The organism is Roseibium sp. MB-4 (assembly GCF_053005265.1).
In genome coordinates this window covers 1531558-1548790 of the sequence record NZ_JBRKQB010000001.1, presented here as the reverse complement: position 1 = coordinate 1548790, position 17233 = coordinate 1531558, and the positions used below count along the sequence as shown (strand labels likewise).

Sequence of the window (17233 nt, the reverse complement as noted above, 5' to 3'; positions counted from 1 at the left end):
AAGCCATGTGTCGGTCCCACTTTTCTTTAGTGATGACCGAGGTGATGGTGATACTGCGCCTTGGCAACTTCAAGGGATTTGGCAGGCTCGAAACTGCCGGCATCGGCCATCGCCCAATAGGTGGAATACCCCGCAATATCATGGGTTGGGTCGAGCAAAGCGCCCGGTTTCAGCCAAGTCAGCGCAGCGCTTGCCGGCAGGATTTCCCGCAAACCAGCTCGAAGATAGAAATGCTCCGGCTTGAAATCCCGCGGATGAGACAGCCCGGCTGCAGCTGTGAACTCAACGAGCGACTTGATGGTATTGCGGTGAAAGTTCGCAACGCGGGTGGCCTTGTCCGGAACATCCAATGCTTGCTGGCGTTTCGGGTCCTGGGTTGCGACGCCTGTCGGACATTTGTTGGTATGGCAGCTTTGAGATTGGATGCAGCCAACCGCGAACATGAAGCCGCGGGCCGAGTTCACCCAGTCCGCACCAAGTGCCATGGTTCCGGCGATGTCAAAAGCGCTGATCAGTTTGCCACTCGCACCAATGCGGATGTCATCCCGCAATCCTGCACCGACAAGGCTGTTGTGAACGAACGCCAACCCTTGGCGCAGCGGCGTGCCGAGCCTGTTGGCGAACTCGACGGGGGCTGCCCCCGTGCCACCTTCCGCACCGTCCACAACGATGAAATCCGGTTTGATCCCGGACTTGAGCATTGCCTTGACGACCGCCATGAATTCCCACCGGTGGCCGATGCATAGTTTGAAGCCGACAGGTTTGCCGCCTGAAAGCTCGCGCAGGGTCTTGATGAAGTCCAGCAATTCCATCGGCGTTGAAAACGCAGAATGGCTCGCTGGTGAAATGCATTCCTTGCCGACCGGAATGCCGCGAGCTTCCGCGATTTCCTCGGTCACCTTGGCGCCGGGCAGAACGCCACCGTGGCCGGGTTTTGCGCCCTGACTCATCTTGACTTCGATCATCTTGATCTGTGGGTCGGCCGCCTGTTTCTTGAACTTTTCCGGATCAAAGCCGCCATCTTCGGCGCGGCAACCAAAATAGCCGCTGCCCAGCTCCCAAACCAGATCGCCACCGCCTTCGCGGTGGTAGCGGGAAACGCTGCCCTCGCCGGTGTCATGGTAGAAGCCGCCCGCCTTGGCACCTTTGTTCAACGCCAGGATGGCGTTGCCGGAAAGTGACCCAAAGCTCATGGCGGAGATGTTGAAAATCGACGCGGAGTAAGGCTGTTTGCACTCAGGACCGCCGATCTCGACGCGCAGTTCTTCGACCTTCCCATGAGAATGCGGACAGACCGAATGGTTCACCCAGCCGTAGTTGATGTCATAGACGTCAAGCTCGGTGCCGAAGGGGAGCACGCCTTCGATGTCCTTTGCCCGGTCATAGACCATGGTGCGGCGCTCGCGGGAGAACGGCCGACCATCCTGATTGCTTTCAAAGAAGTACTGCCGGAGCTCAGGGCGGATGGCTTCGAACATGAAACGGAAATGGCCGGCGACCGGATAGTTCCTCAAAATCGCATGTTTCGTCTGGGTGACGTCCAGTATGCCGACAATAGTCAAGAAGGCAAAAACCGCAAAAACCAAAAGGATATGAGGGTCGACTGCGAAGCTGAGGATGAAGGTCATAACTGCGGCGGCACTACAAAGCGCAAACACCGTATAGCGGGCTGGAAACAAGAGACATTCTCCCTCTGGCAATCCTGAGGGGCAGTCTAGTCAGTCTCCTTGTCAAAAGGAAAGGGGGCATCTCATCTTTGATGAGCTTGGCCGCACGATTCAGAACACGTGCGGCGCGCCGAGGCTTATGTATTTAATGCCATTGAGAAATATGTCGATTGCAGGCCCTCGGCCGTGTCCCGAATAATCACGGGACAGATTTGAGCCCGGAAGCGCTGACCCATTCATTGGCGGTCCGGCACTCCGAATACCGGTTCGGGCAACGTTTGCGATGAGGTGACATGAAACGAGTGTTGGGCGCGATAACCGCAGCCATGTTGACCGTCAGTGCGTGGCAAGCTTCGGCGCAAACACTTGTTCTGGGCCTGGAAAACGTAGAGTACTTTCCCTGGCAACTGCCGGATGGGACCGGGGCCGACATTTTCCTCATAGAGACGGCGGCCCGAAATCTGGGATATGCAGTTGATCTCCGGCCAGTGCCTTGGAGGCGCTGCCTCAACGAGGCCGGTTCGAACGCCATCGACGGTTGTTTTTCGGCCAGCTTCGAGGTGAGCCGGATGGACCTTGGGGTCTATCCGATGGTGGACAACCGTCCGGATACCTCAAAAGCTCTGCACGCTGACAGTTACTCGCTTTACGTTCCAACAGAATCGGATGTTCGCTGGACTGGATCAGAGTTTGACAATCTGTCCGGCGATATTGGTGCCATCTATGGCTATTCGATTGTGACAATGCTCCAAAATCAGGGCGTCGGGGTTTTCATGGCCGACCGGCTCGGTCAACTGTTCCAGCTCCTTTTGCGCGACCGTCTGGATGGTGTCGCGGCGCTAACCGCACATGCCGATCACTTGATCGAACAAACGCCGGAGCTGAACGGACGGGTTCGAAAAGTCGGGCCGCCCTTGGAAGAAAAGCATTACTACCTGTTGTTTTCACATGGTTTTGCCAAGAACAACCCTGAGGTCGTTTCAGCCCTTTATGATGAGATCAAACGGGTTCGGAAATCCCCTGAATATCGGGAAAACTATGAGCATATCCGGCGCACGCATGTTGAGCCGCACACTTTGAATTACGACCCTCCCGGCGGGCTTTAAGCAGAGATCAGACGAAGTCAGGCGCTTTTTGCTCGTGCACGAACAGCTGGAACACGGGACATGATTTCCTCAGCCGCGCCCTCTGCGCCGGGCTCGAGCGCCATGATGCCGGCGGCGGTCTTGGCACCCATCGCATAGGCCGGAGCATCCAGCGCATAGAGCGCCTTCACCAGCAAATCTGTCGTGAGTTTCTTTTGGCTGATCGGGGCCGGACCAGCGCCAGCTGCATGAACGCGTTGCCCCCAGAAAGGCTGATCGGCAAAGACCGGGCAGACAAGGGAGGGCTTGCCCCAGCGCAAGGCTTCATGGGTTGTTCCGGCACCGCCATGGTGGATGATGCTGCTGCATTTTGGAAACAGCCAGCTGTGCGGGGCCTTGTCGATCAAAAACACCTTGTCCTTCAAGACCTCCGGCAGGGTGTGCCCGGTGAGGCCGCCCCAGCCGCGCGCCAAAATGGCCCTCAGTCCGGTCTGGGTGAGTGAGCGCATGATCAGCCGGGTCAGATCTTCCGGGTTCTGGCTCGGCATGGAGCCAAAGCCGATATAGACCGGCGCCGGGCCGTCCTCCAAAAACTGCATCAGCTCGCGGTCGGGCATGTAGGTGTTTGCGGGCCGCATGAACCAGTAGCCGCTCAGCCAGGACGTTTCCGGCCAGTCTTTCGGTCTCGGCACCAGCGCAGATGAAAACCCTTGCAGGCACAGCGCTTTGGAGCCATCCGGCATATGCCCGTCGATCATTTCGCCCGGGTATTCGAATTCCGCGGTTGCTTCGGCGCGCAGCGGTTTCAACATGGGAGACAGACCCAGGGCCATGAGTTTGCGGGCAGCCAGATAACTGAGACGGTTTCCCAGTTTGCCGAGTGCGGGCAATCCAAACAGGGAGACCGGAAAATCGCCTGTGGGCGTCACGACCGGTTGAAGCGCGGTCGGCAAAGCCGGGACATTCAGCCGCCGGGCCACCAGCGTCATCACCGTGGCCTTGAGATTGAAGAGGATCAGATCCGGCTTTTCTTCCAGACCGATTCTCCACAAACACCGGACGACCTTCTTCTGATCTTCCATGGTGGTGCGGGCAACCTTGATCTTGCCGCGGAAGGTGAACATCGCCTCGCGCGTCACCGGGTCACCCAAAAGGGCTTCAAAATCGATCGGAACCGCGCGCGGTTGCGCCCCCACCTTGCCGATCATCGTGTCAAAGCCGCGCCCCGTCGCTACGACGACCTCGGCACCGAGACGCACCAGTTCACCGGCAAGCGCCACATAGGGCTGAACGTCGCCGCGAGTTCCGAGCGTGGCAATCAGGATTTTCGGCTTTGAAGCGTTCATTGGTGAAATTCCCAATAGGAAGGTGCCTCTTTTGGATGTTTTTTGGCCACTCTGCAATCAGGAAGAGGTGTAAAATCTTCAAAATATCTGGAAAGTGTCAGCTACCGTTGGGGCATTATCAAATCAATGACATGTTGAGGAATGAATTTCCGGTTTTGTTAAGGGCAGGGGATTTAGGGATTCTCTGAAGGACAAGCAGAAAAGGCAATGCATGGCCCTGGAACTGAGTTCGATGACAGCGCTGCGCTTGGCCCGGCGCGCAGTGACTGCCGTTGCGGTCGTGAGCGGTCTTGCTTTTGCGGTGTCCGGCCCGGCACTGGCAACGCCGCGCATCGACATTGTCACCGAAGATTATCCGCCCTACGAAATGGCTGTTGAGCAGGACGGTCTGCGCGGGTTCGACTATGAAGTCGCCACCGAAGCCTTTCGCCGCATGGGCTATGAAGCCAACATCCTGTTCCTGCCCTGGAAGCGGGCGTTGAACGAAGCGGAGACGGGCCGGGCGGCCGGTATACTGACTTGCGCCCATCATCCTGACCGGGAGCGGTTCATTCTTTTCTCGGACCCGATCAGTGTCTTCACCAACGGTTTTTTCGTCCGAAAAGCGCATGAGGGGCCGGACATTCAGACCGTTGAGGATGTGGTTGGTCAGCCGGTGGCGTCCATGGCGGGATATGAAAGCCTGGCGGTTTTGCAGAACCTGGGGGCCAACCCGATCGAAGCGCAAACAACCGAGCTTGGCCTCAAGATGCTGGCGGCCGGTCGGTTTGATTATCTGATGGGCGCGCGGGAACCGACGGAGTACATCATCCGCCGCGAGGAGATGAGCGGTCAGTTTGAATTCATCGCGCTGACCACCCGGGATTTCCACTTTTGTTTTTCAAAGAGTTATGAGAGCGTTGAGGACCTGATCGGCCCCTTCAATAACGCCTTGGCAGAAATGCGCGCAGATGGCACCTATGACGCCATCCACGATAAGTATCGGTAGCCGATTTTTTTGCCAATTATGACAGGCTTATTCCTCGAAAGCTTGCTTCAGGTCTCCAAAACTCAATTCTGCAACCAGATCAGTGGTTTCACTATCAATTTTTCTGCTCCAGAACTGGTAGGATTGTTTGCCATGTGACATGTAGTTCAGCGTTTGATTGTCGCTAAAGACAGCCCGCGAGACAGCATTTGCATTCGCTTTCTGTGAAGTCACAATCACATTCGTAACGGCTTTGCCCGGCAACTCAGCCACTACAAAATCGTAAATGTATCCACCTTTTACCGAACGCGCTGATTTGAAAACGAGGTGTTTGCCATCCGGAGCCATATCCGGCTTCGAGTCAATTCTGTCGCCGTAGGTTAAGAACGGCTCTTGCGGGTAAAAGACAAGTTGAGGCCTGGTTTTGTCATTCATCAGTTCCGCATGGTAAATCTCGCTGTCATGCCTCCCATATTTCTTCTCAAAATCTCTGTTTAGGAAAACCTCGAACACGAGTGTGTTGCCGGCAGCACTTGCGGAAACAAGCGTGTGGGCTTCAAAACTGCTGAGCCTTTCGATGTTTGTTGGATCTGCGGCCAGATAAAAGTCATACCTGCGGAAGCCTAGAAAGGTTGCATCCGGGGAAAAGGGATCCGCCCGCACCTCCGGCTCTCCTCCAGCGAACAGGATTGGACCATCGGAAAGCTCGGCAATGCTTGATATTTCACCGGTAAATCTAAGGAGTGATTCACATTGACCGTTATGAACGGAGCATTTTTTCAGCGTTGAGGTCATCTGCTCTTGTTTGAGCTCGCTGAGTCGTTCAATCCGGTAGCTAAGGGGTGTCTCGGCGTAGTAGAGAAACTGTCCATCTCTTGAGAAGTGAGGCGCCTGAGCAACTTTGCCTTCAGCACGGAAAATGCTGATAGACCCAGCGCTTGTATCGAACAGAACGATACCGTAATCATAAATTCCAAATTGATGCGCAAAGGCATGATATTTGGAATAAACATCCAACTGTGTAGTATAAGCATTGAGATTGATTGGATTTGTTTTTTCTCTGATAAAATAATAATAAAATAATCCCAAAGAAATAAGTGAAGTCCAGACTATGAGGAGTATAGGTTTTGGGTTCATTTTTGATCCGAAATATATTCTTGTATTAGTTGATTGCGCTATGAATTGAAATCAACGCGAGTATTGTGTCAAGTCAGCGTTCAGGCGGGTGACGGAGTGACGCCTTGGATGTAAAGGTTACGCTGTGTCTATTTAGTGGTACCGGCGCAAATTGTCCGCTTCTGAAATTCATGTCAGAAATGCAGCAAATCCATTTGCGGCCATCGGCGGGACTTTCTCAATGCAGACCCTGTTCTCCCTGAAAACCTCCGGCCAGGGGCTTTATGAGTTCACCCGGTCCGTCAGCAGCTGGCTTATGGAGGACGGCGCAGGCGACGGATTGCTGACCCTGTTCGTTCGGCATACGTCCTGCTCGCTCCTCATTCAGGAGAACGCTGATCCGGATGTGCAGGTGGATCTGAAAGCCTATTTCAGCCGTCTTGTCCCGCCGGCGAGCGATCCTGCGATGCGCTACCTCACGCACACGCTGGAGGGCCCGGACGACATGCCGGCGCATATCAAGGCCGCCGTTTTGCCCGTCAGCCTGTCGATCCCGGTCTCGGGCGGCGAAATGCTGCTTGGCACCTGGCAGGGGATATATCTCTTTGAACACCGCGACCGGCCGCACCAACGCCAAGTGGCGGCGCATTTTCTGAGTGACCGGTAACCGGATGCCCTATGTCCGAAGCGCGGGCAGGCCGACGCCGGTGCTGTCAAACCCGCCGTCGGAGGCAATCACCTGTCCGGTGACATAGCTCGCCTCGTCAGAGCACAAAAAGGCGATGACGGACGCGATTTCGGCCTCTGAGCCGTACCGGTTGAGCGGGATCGCATCGTGATAGGCGTCGATGATCTCCTGGGTGTGCACGGCCATGGCGAGCTTGGTGCGGACCGGGCCTGGGCAGACGCAATTGGCGCGGATGCCGTATTCGCCGAGCTCGGCCGCCTGCTGCTTGGTCAGATGAATGACCGCCGCCTTCGACGTCCCATAGGCCACCCGCAAGGTGGAGGCGCGGAGGCCAGAAATCGAGCCGATGTTGACGATCGCCCCGCGCGTTTTTTTCAGGTGCGGAACGGCGGCCTGCGAGACCATGAAGACCCCGTCCAAATTGGTCGCCATCACCGTGCGCCACAGGCTCAAATCCGCCTCTTCGATCGGCCCGAAATTGGCGACACCCGCATTGTTGACCACCGCATCCAGCCGCCCGAAATGTTCGATGATCTTGGTCATCATCTCATCGACGTCATCGGGGATAGAAACATCATAGATGAAGGCCGAGCCCGCGTTGATCCCGGCGAACGCCGTTTTCAGCTCCGTCCCGTCGCGGTCGACCATCGCCACCTTCCAGCCCTTTTCGATCAGGAGCTTCGTGGTCGCCAAACCAATCCCGCGCGCCGCGCCGGTCACAAGGGCAATCTTTTCGGTCATTTTTGGGCTCTGAATTCGGGTGAGAGTGTGTCTCATGGGACGCTAGCAGGCAGGGGCGACCCGGGCAATCGGGAGATCGCCAATCCAGATGTTTGAAAGCTGAGAGAAAAATAGGAAAATATTCCTTGACACCGTAACGGTGATGTGGCATGGTTTTGTCATGATCCCAAAGTTGCGGATCGATTGAGGCTTCCGGCGATTGCGTGGAGGCCTTTTTTGTTGGGCGCATCGGCCGAATGGGTTGACGGGGCCAAACGAGCGGAGAGGGTCAGAGGATGGATGATTTTCCAGGTCCCGCTGCCGCAAGGCCGGTTTCAGTCGTATGGGCCTCAATATCTCACGGGCTTGTTGGGCGTGGATAAGTTTTTTGACAGAGGTCCTGCTCGCTGCCGTCCCGGCCCCCGAGCCGGGACCTGTGCCGGGACCGGAGCATTGACGGCAGGCCCCGGATCAAGTCCGGGGCGGCGATAGTGATCGCAGCGAGACAGGTGCCCAGACAGCAAACCGATCTGTGTCTCTATCAACCGGCAGCCGCCGGTATTTTTGTGCCTGGAGGGACCCGGAGTGAGCGAGCGTGGGGGATCGAAGGTGAAGGCGCGGTTCTCGGGGCAAGGCCTCGCCGACACGCTGAAGCGCGAAAAGGTTTTGAACCGGAAACGCAAGAGGCAGTCGATGCAGCCGGTGTGCACCGTCTCGGCAGTCTCCGAAGCAGGGGGGCGGCCCGCAGGTCCTGAGGGGATGGAAACGCTTGCGGGCCCCGATCCCGGATCTCCACGCTCTTCCGTCCGGGAGGGCGATGGGAACGGGGCGGTGGCGGACGGAGATGTGGGGCTGCAGAAAACGCCGGAAAGCCCGCAGGACATGGCTGCGCGGCTCTACCGGGCGTTTGCCGGGCAGATGGACCAGCTGGAAGCGCGGCTCGCGGACCTGTTTGACGAGGCTGGCGCGGGGCCGCCAACTGGCGGGATCCAGGAAATTGACAAGACGGTCAAGACACTGGCGAGCCTTGCCAAGACCTTGACCGCCCTGATGGACCTGAAAACGGATGTGAAACCGGACGGGGAGGGCGACAACCTTGACGACCGGGAGGAGTTGCGCGCGGCACTTGCGCGCCGTCTTGAGCGATTGTGCGAGGCTGGGGCGGATTGAGGCGGTCCTTGCCGCCTTGAGCCCGGAGGATCTGAAATTCCTGACCTTCGACTGGCCGGTCTTTGCGCATTCCCACCAGCTGCCGCCGGAACCGGACTGGGCGGTCTGGCTGTTGATGGGCGGGCGCGGGGCCGGAAAGACACGGGCCGGGGCCGAATGGATCCGGGCGCGGGCGCTCGGGCACGGCTGGTGCGAACCGGGCTTTGCCGGGCGGATCGCGCTGGTTGGCGAAACCTATGCGGATGTCCGTGAGGTGATGGTGGAAGGGGTCTCCGGACTTCTGGCCGTGCACCCCGGTGCGGAGCGGCCGCAATGGACCCCGAGCCGCCGCAGGCTGGAATGGCCGAACGGCGCGGTGGCGCAGGCTTTTTCCGCCGAAGACCCGGAAGCCTTGAGGGGGCCGCAATTCGACATCGCCTGGTGCGATGAACTTGCCAAATGGACCTATGCCGAGGAGACCTTCGACATGTTGCAGTTCGGGCTGAGGCTGGGCCGCAAACCCCGCCAGTTGATCACGACAACGCCGCGGCCGGTGCCGCTCCTGAAACGCCTGATGAAACAGGCGGGCACCGCCATCACCCATGCCCCGACCAAGGCCAATGCACTGTTTCTGGCGCCCGGATTTTTGGAGGCCGTGGTTGGCAGATATGGCGGCACGCGCCTTGGCCGGCAGGAGTTGGATGGCGAGCTGATCGAGGACCGGCCGGACGCACTCTGGTCGCGGGATGGACTGGAGGCCGCAAGGGCCGCAGCAGCACCGGAGGATCTGACGCGCATTGTCATTGCGATCGACCCGCCGGTGACGGCAACAGCCAAGTCGGACGCTTGCGGCATTGTCGCCGCGGGGCTCGGCAGTGACGGCAAAGCCTATGTTCTGGCCGACCGCAGCCGCTGTCCGGCCAAACCCGCCGACTGGGCAGAAGCCGCCATTGGCCTTTGGCACGGATTGAAGGCCGATTGCCTGATCGCCGAGGTCAATCAGGGCGGCGACATGGTCGCGCAAGTGATTGCGAGCGCGGATCCATCGGTGCCGGTGAAGCAGGTGCGAGCATCGCGGGGCAAGTTCTCGCGGGCCGAGCCGGTCGCCATGCTTTACGATCAGGGCAAGGTGCACCATGCAGGCACGTTTCCCGAGCTGGAAGACGAGATGGCCGACTTCGGCCCGGGCGGGCTGTCCGGCAGGCGCTCCCCCGATCGGTTGGACGCCCTCGTCTGGGCGGTCTCGGACCTGATGCTCGGCCCCAAGGCAGAACCAAAGGTGCGCGGGCTCTAGACCAACCCACTCAGCCGCCCCGGACCTGATCCGGGGCCTGAGTTGCTCCAGATATGGTCCCGGATCAAATCCGGGACAGCGGAGAGGCAGAGGTTATCTGGAAAACCTGGACGTCTCCGTGCCGAAGATGATGTTCGGGGCGGATTGGTCTTCGAAGTGGAAGATAAACCGGCCTTCGCGCTCAAGACCAAGCGCGTCGTAGAATTTGAGCGCTGACTGATTGTGCTCAAAAACGGTGAGAAATACATGGTCATGGCCATGGGCACTGAGGGTCTCCATGGATCTATGGAACAGGGCCGCGCCGATCCCCTGCCGCTTGTGATGACGGCGGACATATAGCGTTTCGAGTTCCGCCGTGCCTGTGGCTCCAGGCGGTATCTCCGGGGAGAGCGACAGCTTGGCGTAGGCGAGAAGAAAGCCGCTGTGTTCGCAGACCAGAAAGATCCGGTCGGAGCTTTCGAGTTCCCGAGCGAGAGCCTCGGCGGAATAGGCGCTCAACACATGATCCGCAAACGGCCGGGTGATGCCATTGGGCGCATAAGTATCGAGCCAGACTTCGATCGAAAGGGCAGAGAGGGCTGCAAGGTCAGAAGCCGTTGCGAGACGGATGGAACGGGACAAGTCAGACAGCTGGAAATCTCGGAAAATCAGGTGAGGCCAAAACGGCTACTTGAATAGTGGCATGCACTTTGATCTGCAACCTCACTTGCCGAGCAACGTCAGGCAATAGCGTTCCAGGTTGGTGAGGTGCATGGTCCATCCGACCGCGTGGGCGTCGCGCAAGGAACCGGACGCGTTTTCGGCAAGATCGTGCCAGCCGCTGTGGATGAGGGTGAGACGCGCACCGTTGCGCTCAGCGAGGATCGACAGTGTAAGGAGCGTTGTCCCTGTCCAGTCCTCATCGGCCCAGGTCCAGGCGAGGGTTTTGGGCGGATCGAATGTGACAATAGTACCGGAGGTGAGCGTCTGGTGGCCCTCGTTGGTCCAGACTTCGCGGAACGCACCGCCCGCACGTGGCTCCAAAGAGATGTGAGGTCCGAACCAGGCGGATAGATGCTGAGCCTCGGTCCAGAGTGACCAGAGAACAGCGGGGGCGACCGGAAAACCGCGTTCGATCTGAATCACGTTCTGATTGGTCATCTCACGTTCTGCCTCCTGAGGGAGCAAAGAATAGCAGCTTTGGCGTCCGTGCGAAGCGGCGCGTTTGAATCAGTTTTCCAAGTCCCTGAATCGGGCTCTCAAAGCCTTGACTCAGCGCTTTAACGGGCGCGGAAAGGATCGTTATTTCATGCGCTTAAGAAAGGCACTTGAATCAATCTGGGGTGCAGGTCCCGCAGCGGCACTTGAGGAAAAAGCCTCCCGCACCGGGCCTTTGCTTGCGATCCAGGGGACAGCGCAGCCGGTCTGGAGCCCACGCGATTATGCGGCTCTGGCGCGGGAGGGGTTTGCAAAAAATCCTGTGGTGCACCGCGCTGTCCGGCTGTTGTCGGAGACGGCCGCCGCTGTGCCGCTGCTGCTCTTTGAAGGGTATAAGGAGCTGTCGGAGCATCCGTTGCTGGCACTGCTCGCCCGGCCCAATGCTCATGAAACCGGCGCTGATTTTCTGGAGGCGCTTTACGGCTATCTGCTGGTCTCCGGCAACGCCTATCTGGAGCAGGTGCCGGTCGATGGTGTCCCGCGCGAACTTTATGCGCTGCGGCCGGACCGGGTGAAGGTGGTGCCGGGATCCCATGGCTGGCCGGAGGCCTTCGACTACACCGCCGCGGGTCGCACCGTGCGCTTGCCGGCAGAAGCGGACGACGGAGAAGAGGTAGCTTCTGTCCGTCATCTGAAGCTGTTTCATCCGCTGAATGATCATTATGGGTTTGCGCCAGTTGAAGCTGCGCAGATGGCGCTCGACATTCACAATGCGGCAGCAAGTTGGAACAAGGCGCTGCTCGACAATGCCGCCCGACCTTCCGGAGCGCTAATCTATGGGGCGGGCGATGCGCTCAATCTGACAAGCGATCAGTTCGACCGGCTCAAGGCCGAGTTGGAAGACGGCTACCAAGGCGCGCGCAATGCCGGACGGCCTTTGCTGCTGGAAGGGGGCCTCGACTGGAAGCCGATGGGGCTCACCCCGAAGGACATGGATTTCATCGAGGCGAAGAACCAGGCCGCCCGGGAAATCGCGCTCGCCTTTGGGGTGCCGCCTATGCTGCTCGGCATTCCGGGTGACAACACTTACGCCAATTATCAGGAAGCGGGCCGGGCGCTCTGGCGCGGGGCGGTCTTGCCGCTGGTGCGGCGGACGGCGGGCCATCTTGCCAGTTGGCTGGGACCAGCTTTTGGCGATGGTTTGCGCCTGGAGCCGGATCTCGATGCGATCGAAGCCTTGTCGTCGGAGCGGGAGGCCTTGTGGCGGCGCGTCGGTGCGGCTGCGTTCTTGTCGGACGATGAAAAACGCCAGGCCGTCGGCTACGGCGCGCGGCGCGGCACGTTAGGGGAGGCGCAGGATGATTGAAGATTTAACCGCTCATGTCATGGCGCGCGGGGATTTAGCCCATCTCGCGCTGTTTTTGTGGGCTGCGACGGCGACCTTGATAGGCCTCGTGCTCGTCCGCGAGTTAGCGCTGTCCAATCAGCGCTTTTCCGACTTCGTCAGCGAGGTCGCCCGGCTGAACCGTTATCTCGCCGAGCTTGGAACGCTTTAAGGCCAATACATCTTAAAAGGAGGGCGGAATGAGCCTTCAAAGCAACTCCCTGGACAGCGGGAGACCGCAGTGCCGTGCCCGCAGCTCGAAAACAACGCTGCTTCAGCGGTTTGGCGCGAATGCATCCGGTCACCGAACCGAGCATTTGCCGGTCTTCCGAGATTTTTCAGGCCGTTTGTTTTATCTCGCCATTCAGGTGAGGAAAGACGTCAAACCCTCTCGTGGGGACGGTACTTGATGGCCGGAGCGGCAGGTGCCCCGGTGCGGGTCGCCGGTTATGCAAGCGTCTTCGGCAAACCGGATGGCGCTGGGGACACGGTGCTGCCTGGTGCGTTCCAGAGGAGCCTCCGACAGCGTCCGCCGGCACGTGTCCCGCTGTTGTGGCAGCACGATCCGGCCCGCCCGCTCGGCCGTTGGACGCGGCTGATGGAAACACAACACGGGCTATGGGCCGAAGGGGACCTTGCCCCGGGCGTTGTTGCAGCTTTTGAAGCGGCGAGCCTAATCCGGGCAGGGGCCCTTTCCGGGCTGTCCATCGGTTTCAAGGCGCGCACCGCCCGCAGACCGCACCGCGGATCTGGCCGGATCCTGCAAGACATTGATCTTTGGGAAATTTCCCTCGTCACCTTTCCGCAAGTTGACGAGGCACGGGTCCGGCTTTTGACACCACCTTCGAACACGCCAACCCCACGCACACCAAACATTGGATCAAGGGAGTATTTGTGATGACAGGACCTTCAGACTGGGTGCCAGATGACCTGCCTCTGGAAACCAAGGCGGACATGCCTGGTGGAATGCCCCCGGTACCGGCTGCTCCCACCCCCGATTCCTCCGGCGGTAATGACGTTGCCCGGACCTTCGACGCGTTCTTCCGGACTTTCGAGAGCTACCGGGCCGTCAATGATGCGCGCCTTGCGGAAATTGAAAGCCGGGGCAGTGCGGACGTGATCTCGCTGGAAAAACTCGACCGGCTGGATGCAGCCCTCGACGCCACACAGCGACGTCTCGACGATCTGACCTTGAAAAGCCGCCGCCCTCAGATCGGCAGGCAGGGTCCGCGTCAGATGACATTGGCGGCCTTGGAACACAAGGCAGCCTTTGAGGCCTATGTGCGTTCCGGCCGGGAACAGCCCTTGCGTCCGCTGGAAGTCAAAGCCCTGTCGGCCGGATCTGATCCGGATGGCGGCTATCTGGTACCGGAGGAAACGGAAGCCGGGATCATGCGCCGCTTGTCGCAGGTCTCCCCCATCCGGGCGATTTCCGGCAACCGGCAGGTCTCGTCCTCGACCTATAAGAAACCGTTCGCCGTAACCGGCCCGCAATCCGGGTGGGTTGGCGAAACCGCCGCCCGGCCGCAAACGAACGGCCCGCAACTGGCTGAGCTGACATTTCCGGCGATGGAACTCTATGCCATGCCCGCCGCGACATCGACACTGCTGGATGATGCGGCGGTCGACATGGATCAGTGGATCGCGGAAGAGGTGGAAGCCGCCTTTGCCGAGCAGGAGGGAGCGGCCTTTGTCAATGGCGATGGCGTCAACAAGCCGCTTGGTTTCCTCCAGGCACCGCGTGTTGCCGAGAGCAGCTGGACCTGGGGTTCGCTCGGCACGATGCCCACCGGCGCGGCTGGAGCGTTCCCGGCATCGGATGCCGGAGATACGCTCATTGACCTCATCTATTCCTTGAAGAGCGGCTACCGGCAAAACGGCCGGTTCGTCATGAACCGCAAGACGCAGAGCGAAATCCGAAAGCTGAAGGACGGCGACGGGACCTACCTGTGGCAGCCGCCTGCCGGTGTGGACGGCGCGGCGACCTTGCTGAATTTCCCAATCACGGAAGCTGAGGACATGCCAGACATTGCCAATGATGCCCCCGCGATTGCCTTCGGCGACTTCCGGCGCGGCTATCTCGTGGTCGACCGCACGGGCGTGCGATTGCTGCGTGACCCTTATTCCGCAAAGCCCTATGTGCTGTTTTACACCACAAAACGGGTCGGCGGCGGCGTTCAGGACTATGACGCGATCAAACTCTTGATGTTCTCCGCATAAAACTGGTTACACAGGGCTCACGTTTTCTTGCCTTGTAAGTCTTACCTAGCAGACCCACATTTTCCAATGAACGATGAGGGTCGTTCCTCCCCAGACTGGCGCCGCACTCCTTTGGACCTGCGGCGCCTTCTTTTTTGGGAAACGCCCATGACATCGATCCGTTTGAATGATCCGGCCACCGAACCTGTGGCGGTCGAAGAAATGCGTGCGCATCTCCGGCTGAGCGGCACTGAAGAGGACAGCAACCTTTCAGGCTTCCTCAAGGCCGCGCGGACGCATATCGAACAGACCACCCGGCGTGCTCTGATTTCCCAGTCCTGGCGACTATACCTGGATGGCTGGCCGGTTGGCCGCATTGTCCGGCTGCCCGTGTCGCCGGTGCAGTCCGTTGATCAGATCACGGTCTATGATCGCGATGGCAATGCGGCCCAGCTTCAACCTTCTGATTGGCAACTCGACCGCTCCGCGCAGCCTGAACGGGTGAAAATCAGGCTTGGAGCCGGACTTCCTGCCTCCGACCTTATGGCGGCTGAGATTGATTTCACAGCCGGATATGGCCCGGCCGCGTCAGATGTTCCGGAAAACTTCCGGCAGGCCGTGCGTCTTCTGGCCGGTCATTGGTTCGAACACCGGGAAGCCGGAACGGATCTGGCTGTTGCCAGCCTGCCGCAAGGGCTCGACCGGTTGTTGTCCACCGTCCGGGTGCCGCTGTTATGAGGGCCGGGGCTTACCGTGTGCCGGTTATCTTGCAGAGGCCTTTGGAGTCCCGATCCGCTTCCGGGGACATCACGACCACTTACGAAGCTGCTGGATCCGTGTTCGCCGCGCTTCGCCTGAAAAGCCAGAGCGAGCGCTTCGCGGACAGCCGGACAGCAAGTTCCAAAACCTGGGAGATCCGGTTACGGCCCTTCTCCGGATTGGCTGGCGGCTGGCGGATCCTCTCCGGAAACCGCGTTTTCCGGGTTTTGTCGGTCTGCGATCCAACGGGCCTGAGACGGGAACTTCTATGTGAGACAGAGGAGGAAAGCCCATGAGCCTTTCCGACGTTCAAACGGCGCTGCGGGCCGGTTTGTTTTCTCTGCTCAAGGCTGATGGCGTCCTGTCTGGTTTGCTCGGGCCAGACCGGATTTTTGAAACACCGCCGCGGGCAGATGCCTTTCCCTACCTCGTGCTGGAAAGCTTGGACACCCGGCCGCTGCTCACGGAGATCGGCGAGGGTATGGTGCACTCACTGGCCCTAAGCGTGTTCTCCCGCAAGCTCAGCCGGGATGAAGCCGCCCAAGCAGCAGGCCGTGCGGCCGAGGTCCTGATGACAGGGCCGGTATCCTTGATCGGACACAGGCTTGTGAACCTCACCATAACGAACGTGCTCAGCCGCAAGCTGCGCGACGGACGGGGCTATCGGGCATCGAGTTCGTTAAGAGCGGTCACCGAGCCGCTTACCTGAGATGACCTTCTGACAGGAGAACGCCATGGGCGCACAGCGCGGACGCGATCTGCTCTTGAAACTGGATGCTGAATCGAACGGCACGTTTGTCACCGTGGCGGGCCTTCGGGCGCGGCAAGTGGCGCTCAATGCCACAACTGTCGACATAACCACATCCGACAGCGCGGGCCGCTGGCGTGAGCTTCTGGAAGGGGCTGGAACCCGAGCAGCAAGCCTGTCCGGTTCCGGCCTATTCCGGGATGCGCAAAGTGACACCGCCGTTCGCCAGCTCTTTTTCGATGGTGCGATCCGGCCCTGGCAAGTTGTCGTTCCGGATTTCGGAACGCTGGAGGGTCAATTTCAAATCACCAGCCTGGAATATGCCGGCCGCCACGATGGCGAGGTGACTTTCGAACTGGCGCTGTCCTCCGCAGGGCAGGTGAGCTTTACCGCGGTCTGAGGGATGCAATTCGGGGAGAAATTAGATGCCAAACAGGTTCCGAGGAGAGATTACCGCCCAACTCGATGGCCGGACATGGACGTTGGTTCTGACGCTTGGCGCGTTGGCCGAGCTGGAGGCGGCTTACAAATGCGAGAGCCTTCCAGCCCTGCTTCAGAGGTTTTCACCGGACAGCTTGTCGGCATCCGACATAATCGTTTTGTTGGGGGCCGGCTTGAGAGGTGCAGGCCACGATGTCACCAATGATCAGGTGGCGATGATGAAGGCCGCTGGCGGTGTCGCCGGTTTTGCCGCGATCGCGGCGGATCTCCTGACGGCCGCGTTTGGTGCCCCCTCTACGGAAGACGACGAACCGCTGGCGGAAGCATCTTAATGCTGCCCTGGACAGATCTCTTGCGGATAACTGCAACGCGCTGGGCTTGGACGCCGGCCGAGTTTTGGGCTGCGACGCCGCGGGAACTTGAGGCTGTTTTGGGCCTTGGCCATCCGGCGGATGGCCTCAAACGATCCGAATTGGACCAGCTGATCAGAACCCATCCGGACACGGCAACATGCGGCCGTGCTGAAGACTAGA

The 17233-nt window shown here is 59.4% G+C and carries 21 protein-coding genes; 15 read left to right on the top strand and 6 right to left on the bottom strand.

The annotated features are described in order from the left end of the window. Window positions 1-26 precede the first annotated feature (26 nt). Window positions 27-1628, bottom strand: a complete 1602-nt coding sequence (locus ACVDG4_RS07205) for an FMN-binding glutamate synthase family protein (RefSeq protein WP_447235092.1) — start codon at window positions 1626-1628, stop codon at window positions 27-29. A gap of 332 nt (window positions 1629-1960) precedes the next feature. Here ACVDG4_RS07205 and ACVDG4_RS07200 point away from each other — a divergent pair, with 332 nt between their 5' ends. Further along, window positions 1961-2773, top strand: a complete 813-nt coding sequence (locus tag ACVDG4_RS07200) for a substrate-binding periplasmic protein (RefSeq protein ID WP_447234523.1) — start codon at window positions 1961-1963, stop codon at window positions 2771-2773. A 17-nt stretch (window positions 2774-2790) separates the two neighbouring features. Here ACVDG4_RS07200 and ACVDG4_RS07195 read toward each other — a convergent pair whose 3' ends face one another. Continuing rightward, window positions 2791-4098 carry a glycosyltransferase gene (locus ACVDG4_RS07195; RefSeq protein WP_447234522.1) on the bottom strand — a complete coding sequence of 436 codons (1308 nt, stop codon included), beginning with the start codon at window positions 4096-4098 and terminating at the stop codon, window positions 2791-2793. A 211-nt stretch (window positions 4099-4309) separates the two neighbouring features. Here ACVDG4_RS07195 and ACVDG4_RS07190 point away from each other — a divergent pair, with 211 nt between their 5' ends. Next, window positions 4310-5086: a substrate-binding periplasmic protein gene (locus ACVDG4_RS07190; RefSeq protein WP_447234521.1), complete on the top strand. Its 777-nt coding sequence runs from the start codon at window positions 4310-4312 to the stop codon at window positions 5084-5086. Between the two features lie 27 nt (window positions 5087-5113). On the opposite strand, the gene ACVDG4_RS07185 is transcribed toward ACVDG4_RS07190, so the two are convergent. Next, window positions 5114-6202 (bottom strand): TolB-like translocation protein, encoded by a 1089-nt coding sequence (locus tag ACVDG4_RS07185; RefSeq protein WP_447234520.1) that lies wholly within the window; start codon window positions 6200-6202, stop codon window positions 5114-5116. 220 nt (window positions 6203-6422) lie between these two features. On the opposite strand from ACVDG4_RS07185, the gene ACVDG4_RS07180 reads away from it, so the two are divergent. Next, window positions 6423-6848 carry a secondary thiamine-phosphate synthase enzyme YjbQ gene (locus ACVDG4_RS07180; protein ID WP_447234519.1) on the top strand — a complete coding sequence of 142 codons (426 nt, stop codon included), beginning with the start codon at window positions 6423-6425 and terminating at the stop codon, window positions 6846-6848. 9 nt (window positions 6849-6857) lie between these two features. On the opposite strand, the gene ACVDG4_RS07175 is transcribed toward ACVDG4_RS07180, so the two are convergent. Then, a complete protein-coding gene (locus tag ACVDG4_RS07175; protein WP_447234518.1) occupies window positions 6858-7610 on the bottom strand; it encodes an SDR family NAD(P)-dependent oxidoreductase in 753 nt (250 codons plus the stop codon). Between the two features lie 564 nt (window positions 7611-8174). On the opposite strand from ACVDG4_RS07175, the gene ACVDG4_RS07170 reads away from it, so the two are divergent. Then, the gene (locus ACVDG4_RS07170; protein WP_447234517.1) at window positions 8175-8759 is read left to right on the top strand and encodes a hypothetical protein; all 585 of its coding nucleotides are present in this window, start codon (window positions 8175-8177) and stop codon (window positions 8757-8759) included. Next, entirely contained in the window at window positions 8728-10032 is a 1305-nt protein-coding gene (locus tag ACVDG4_RS07165) for a DNA-packaging protein (protein WP_447234516.1), read from the top strand. The genes ACVDG4_RS07170 and ACVDG4_RS07165 overlap by 32 nt, the downstream gene beginning before the upstream one ends. 93 nt (window positions 10033-10125) lie before the next feature. Here ACVDG4_RS07165 and ACVDG4_RS07160 read toward each other — a convergent pair whose 3' ends face one another. Further along, window positions 10126-10653 carry a GNAT family N-acetyltransferase gene (locus tag ACVDG4_RS07160; RefSeq protein ID WP_447234515.1) on the bottom strand — a complete coding sequence of 176 codons (528 nt, stop codon included), beginning with the start codon at window positions 10651-10653 and terminating at the stop codon, window positions 10126-10128. A gap of 81 nt (window positions 10654-10734) precedes the next feature. Continuing rightward, entirely contained in the window at window positions 10735-11172 is a 438-nt protein-coding gene (locus tag ACVDG4_RS07155) for an SRPBCC family protein (protein ID WP_447234514.1), read from the bottom strand. Between the two features lie 148 nt (window positions 11173-11320). Between ACVDG4_RS07155 and ACVDG4_RS07150 the strand changes: the two genes are divergently transcribed. The 10 genes from ACVDG4_RS07150 to ACVDG4_RS07105 all read left to right on the top strand — a co-directional run bounded on the left by ACVDG4_RS07150 (window position 11321) and on the right by ACVDG4_RS07105 (window position 17232). Further along, window positions 11321-12535, top strand: a complete 1215-nt coding sequence (locus ACVDG4_RS07150) for a phage portal protein (protein WP_447234513.1) — start codon at window positions 11321-11323, stop codon at window positions 12533-12535. Further along, a complete protein-coding gene (locus ACVDG4_RS07145) occupies window positions 12528-12725 on the top strand; it encodes a hypothetical protein (RefSeq protein ID WP_133951010.1) in 198 nt (65 codons plus the stop codon). Before ACVDG4_RS07150 ends, ACVDG4_RS07145 begins: the two co-directional genes overlap by 8 nt. A 237-nt stretch (window positions 12726-12962) precedes the next feature. Further along, a complete protein-coding gene (locus ACVDG4_RS07140) occupies window positions 12963-13451 on the top strand; it encodes an HK97 family phage prohead protease (protein WP_447234512.1) in 489 nt (162 codons plus the stop codon). After that, window positions 13451-14773 (top strand): phage major capsid protein, encoded by a 1323-nt coding sequence (locus ACVDG4_RS07135; RefSeq protein ID WP_447234511.1) that lies wholly within the window; start codon window positions 13451-13453, stop codon window positions 14771-14773. The genes ACVDG4_RS07140 and ACVDG4_RS07135 overlap by 1 nt, the downstream gene beginning before the upstream one ends. 147 nt (window positions 14774-14920) lie before the next feature. Continuing rightward, the gene (locus ACVDG4_RS07130) at window positions 14921-15490 is read left to right on the top strand and encodes a head-tail connector protein (protein WP_447234510.1); all 570 of its coding nucleotides are present in this window, start codon (window positions 14921-14923) and stop codon (window positions 15488-15490) included. Between the two features lie 41 nt (window positions 15491-15531). Then, entirely contained in the window at window positions 15532-15807 is a 276-nt protein-coding gene (locus ACVDG4_RS07125) for a head-tail adaptor protein (RefSeq protein WP_447234509.1), read from the top strand. Continuing rightward, on the top strand, window positions 15804-16220 hold the full coding sequence (locus tag ACVDG4_RS07120; protein ID WP_447234508.1) for a DUF3168 domain-containing protein: 417 nt from the start codon (window positions 15804-15806) through the stop codon (window positions 16218-16220). Before ACVDG4_RS07125 ends, ACVDG4_RS07120 begins: the two co-directional genes overlap by 4 nt. Before the next feature lie 25 nt (window positions 16221-16245). Beyond that, window positions 16246-16659 carry a phage major tail protein, TP901-1 family gene (locus tag ACVDG4_RS07115; protein WP_306146518.1) on the top strand — a complete coding sequence of 138 codons (414 nt, stop codon included), beginning with the start codon at window positions 16246-16248 and terminating at the stop codon, window positions 16657-16659. A 25-nt stretch (window positions 16660-16684) separates the two neighbouring features. Further along, window positions 16685-17032, top strand: coding sequence for a gene transfer agent family protein (locus ACVDG4_RS07110; RefSeq protein WP_306146519.1), 348 nt, complete (start codon window positions 16685-16687; stop codon window positions 17030-17032). Further along, the gene (locus ACVDG4_RS07105) at window positions 17032-17232 is read left to right on the top strand and encodes a phage tail assembly chaperone (RefSeq protein ID WP_447234507.1); all 201 of its coding nucleotides are present in this window, start codon (window positions 17032-17034) and stop codon (window positions 17230-17232) included. Before ACVDG4_RS07110 ends, ACVDG4_RS07105 begins: the two co-directional genes overlap by 1 nt. Window position 17233: the final 1 nt, after the last annotated feature.

Bases quoted from the DNA above. Each gene is read 5' to 3' on its own strand.
- ACVDG4_RS07205 (WP_447235092.1), bottom strand. From the start codon at position 1,628: ATGACCTTCATCCTCAGCTTCGCAGTCGACCCTCATATCCTTTTGGTT.
- ACVDG4_RS07200 (WP_447234523.1), top strand. From the start codon at position 1,961: ATGAAACGAGTGTTGGGCGCGATAACCGCAGCCATGTTGACCGTCAGT.
- ACVDG4_RS07195 (WP_447234522.1), bottom strand. From the start codon at position 4,098: ATGAACGCTTCAAAGCCGAAAATCCTGATTGCCACGCTCGGAACTCGC.
- ACVDG4_RS07190 (WP_447234521.1), top strand. From the start codon at position 4,310: ATGGCCCTGGAACTGAGTTCGATGACAGCGCTGCGCTTGGCCCGGCGC.
- ACVDG4_RS07185 (WP_447234520.1), bottom strand. From the start codon at position 6,202: ATGAACCCAAAACCTATACTCCTCATAGTCTGGACTTCACTTATTTCT.
- ACVDG4_RS07180 (WP_447234519.1), top strand. From the start codon at position 6,423: ATGCAGACCCTGTTCTCCCTGAAAACCTCCGGCCAGGGGCTTTATGAG.
- ACVDG4_RS07175 (WP_447234518.1), bottom strand. From the start codon at position 7,610: ATGACCGAAAAGATTGCCCTTGTGACCGGCGCGGCGCGCGGGATTGGT.
- ACVDG4_RS07155 (WP_447234514.1), bottom strand. From the start codon at position 11,172: ATGACCAATCAGAACGTGATTCAGATCGAACGCGGTTTTCCGGTCGCC.
- ACVDG4_RS07150 (WP_447234513.1), top strand. From the start codon at position 11,321: ATGCGCTTAAGAAAGGCACTTGAATCAATCTGGGGTGCAGGTCCCGCA.
- ACVDG4_RS07145 (WP_133951010.1), top strand. From the start codon at position 12,528: ATGATTGAAGATTTAACCGCTCATGTCATGGCGCGCGGGGATTTAGCC.
- ACVDG4_RS07140 (WP_447234512.1), top strand. From the start codon at position 12,963: ATGGCCGGAGCGGCAGGTGCCCCGGTGCGGGTCGCCGGTTATGCAAGC.
- ACVDG4_RS07135 (WP_447234511.1), top strand. From the start codon at position 13,451: ATGACAGGACCTTCAGACTGGGTGCCAGATGACCTGCCTCTGGAAACC.
- ACVDG4_RS07130 (WP_447234510.1), top strand. From the start codon at position 14,921: ATGACATCGATCCGTTTGAATGATCCGGCCACCGAACCTGTGGCGGTC.
- ACVDG4_RS07120 (WP_447234508.1), top strand. From the start codon at position 15,804: ATGAGCCTTTCCGACGTTCAAACGGCGCTGCGGGCCGGTTTGTTTTCT.
- ACVDG4_RS07115 (WP_306146518.1), top strand. From the start codon at position 16,246: ATGGGCGCACAGCGCGGACGCGATCTGCTCTTGAAACTGGATGCTGAA.
- ACVDG4_RS07110 (WP_306146519.1), top strand. From the start codon at position 16,685: ATGCCAAACAGGTTCCGAGGAGAGATTACCGCCCAACTCGATGGCCGG.
- ACVDG4_RS07105 (WP_447234507.1), top strand. From the start codon at position 17,032: ATGCTGCCCTGGACAGATCTCTTGCGGATAACTGCAACGCGCTGGGCT.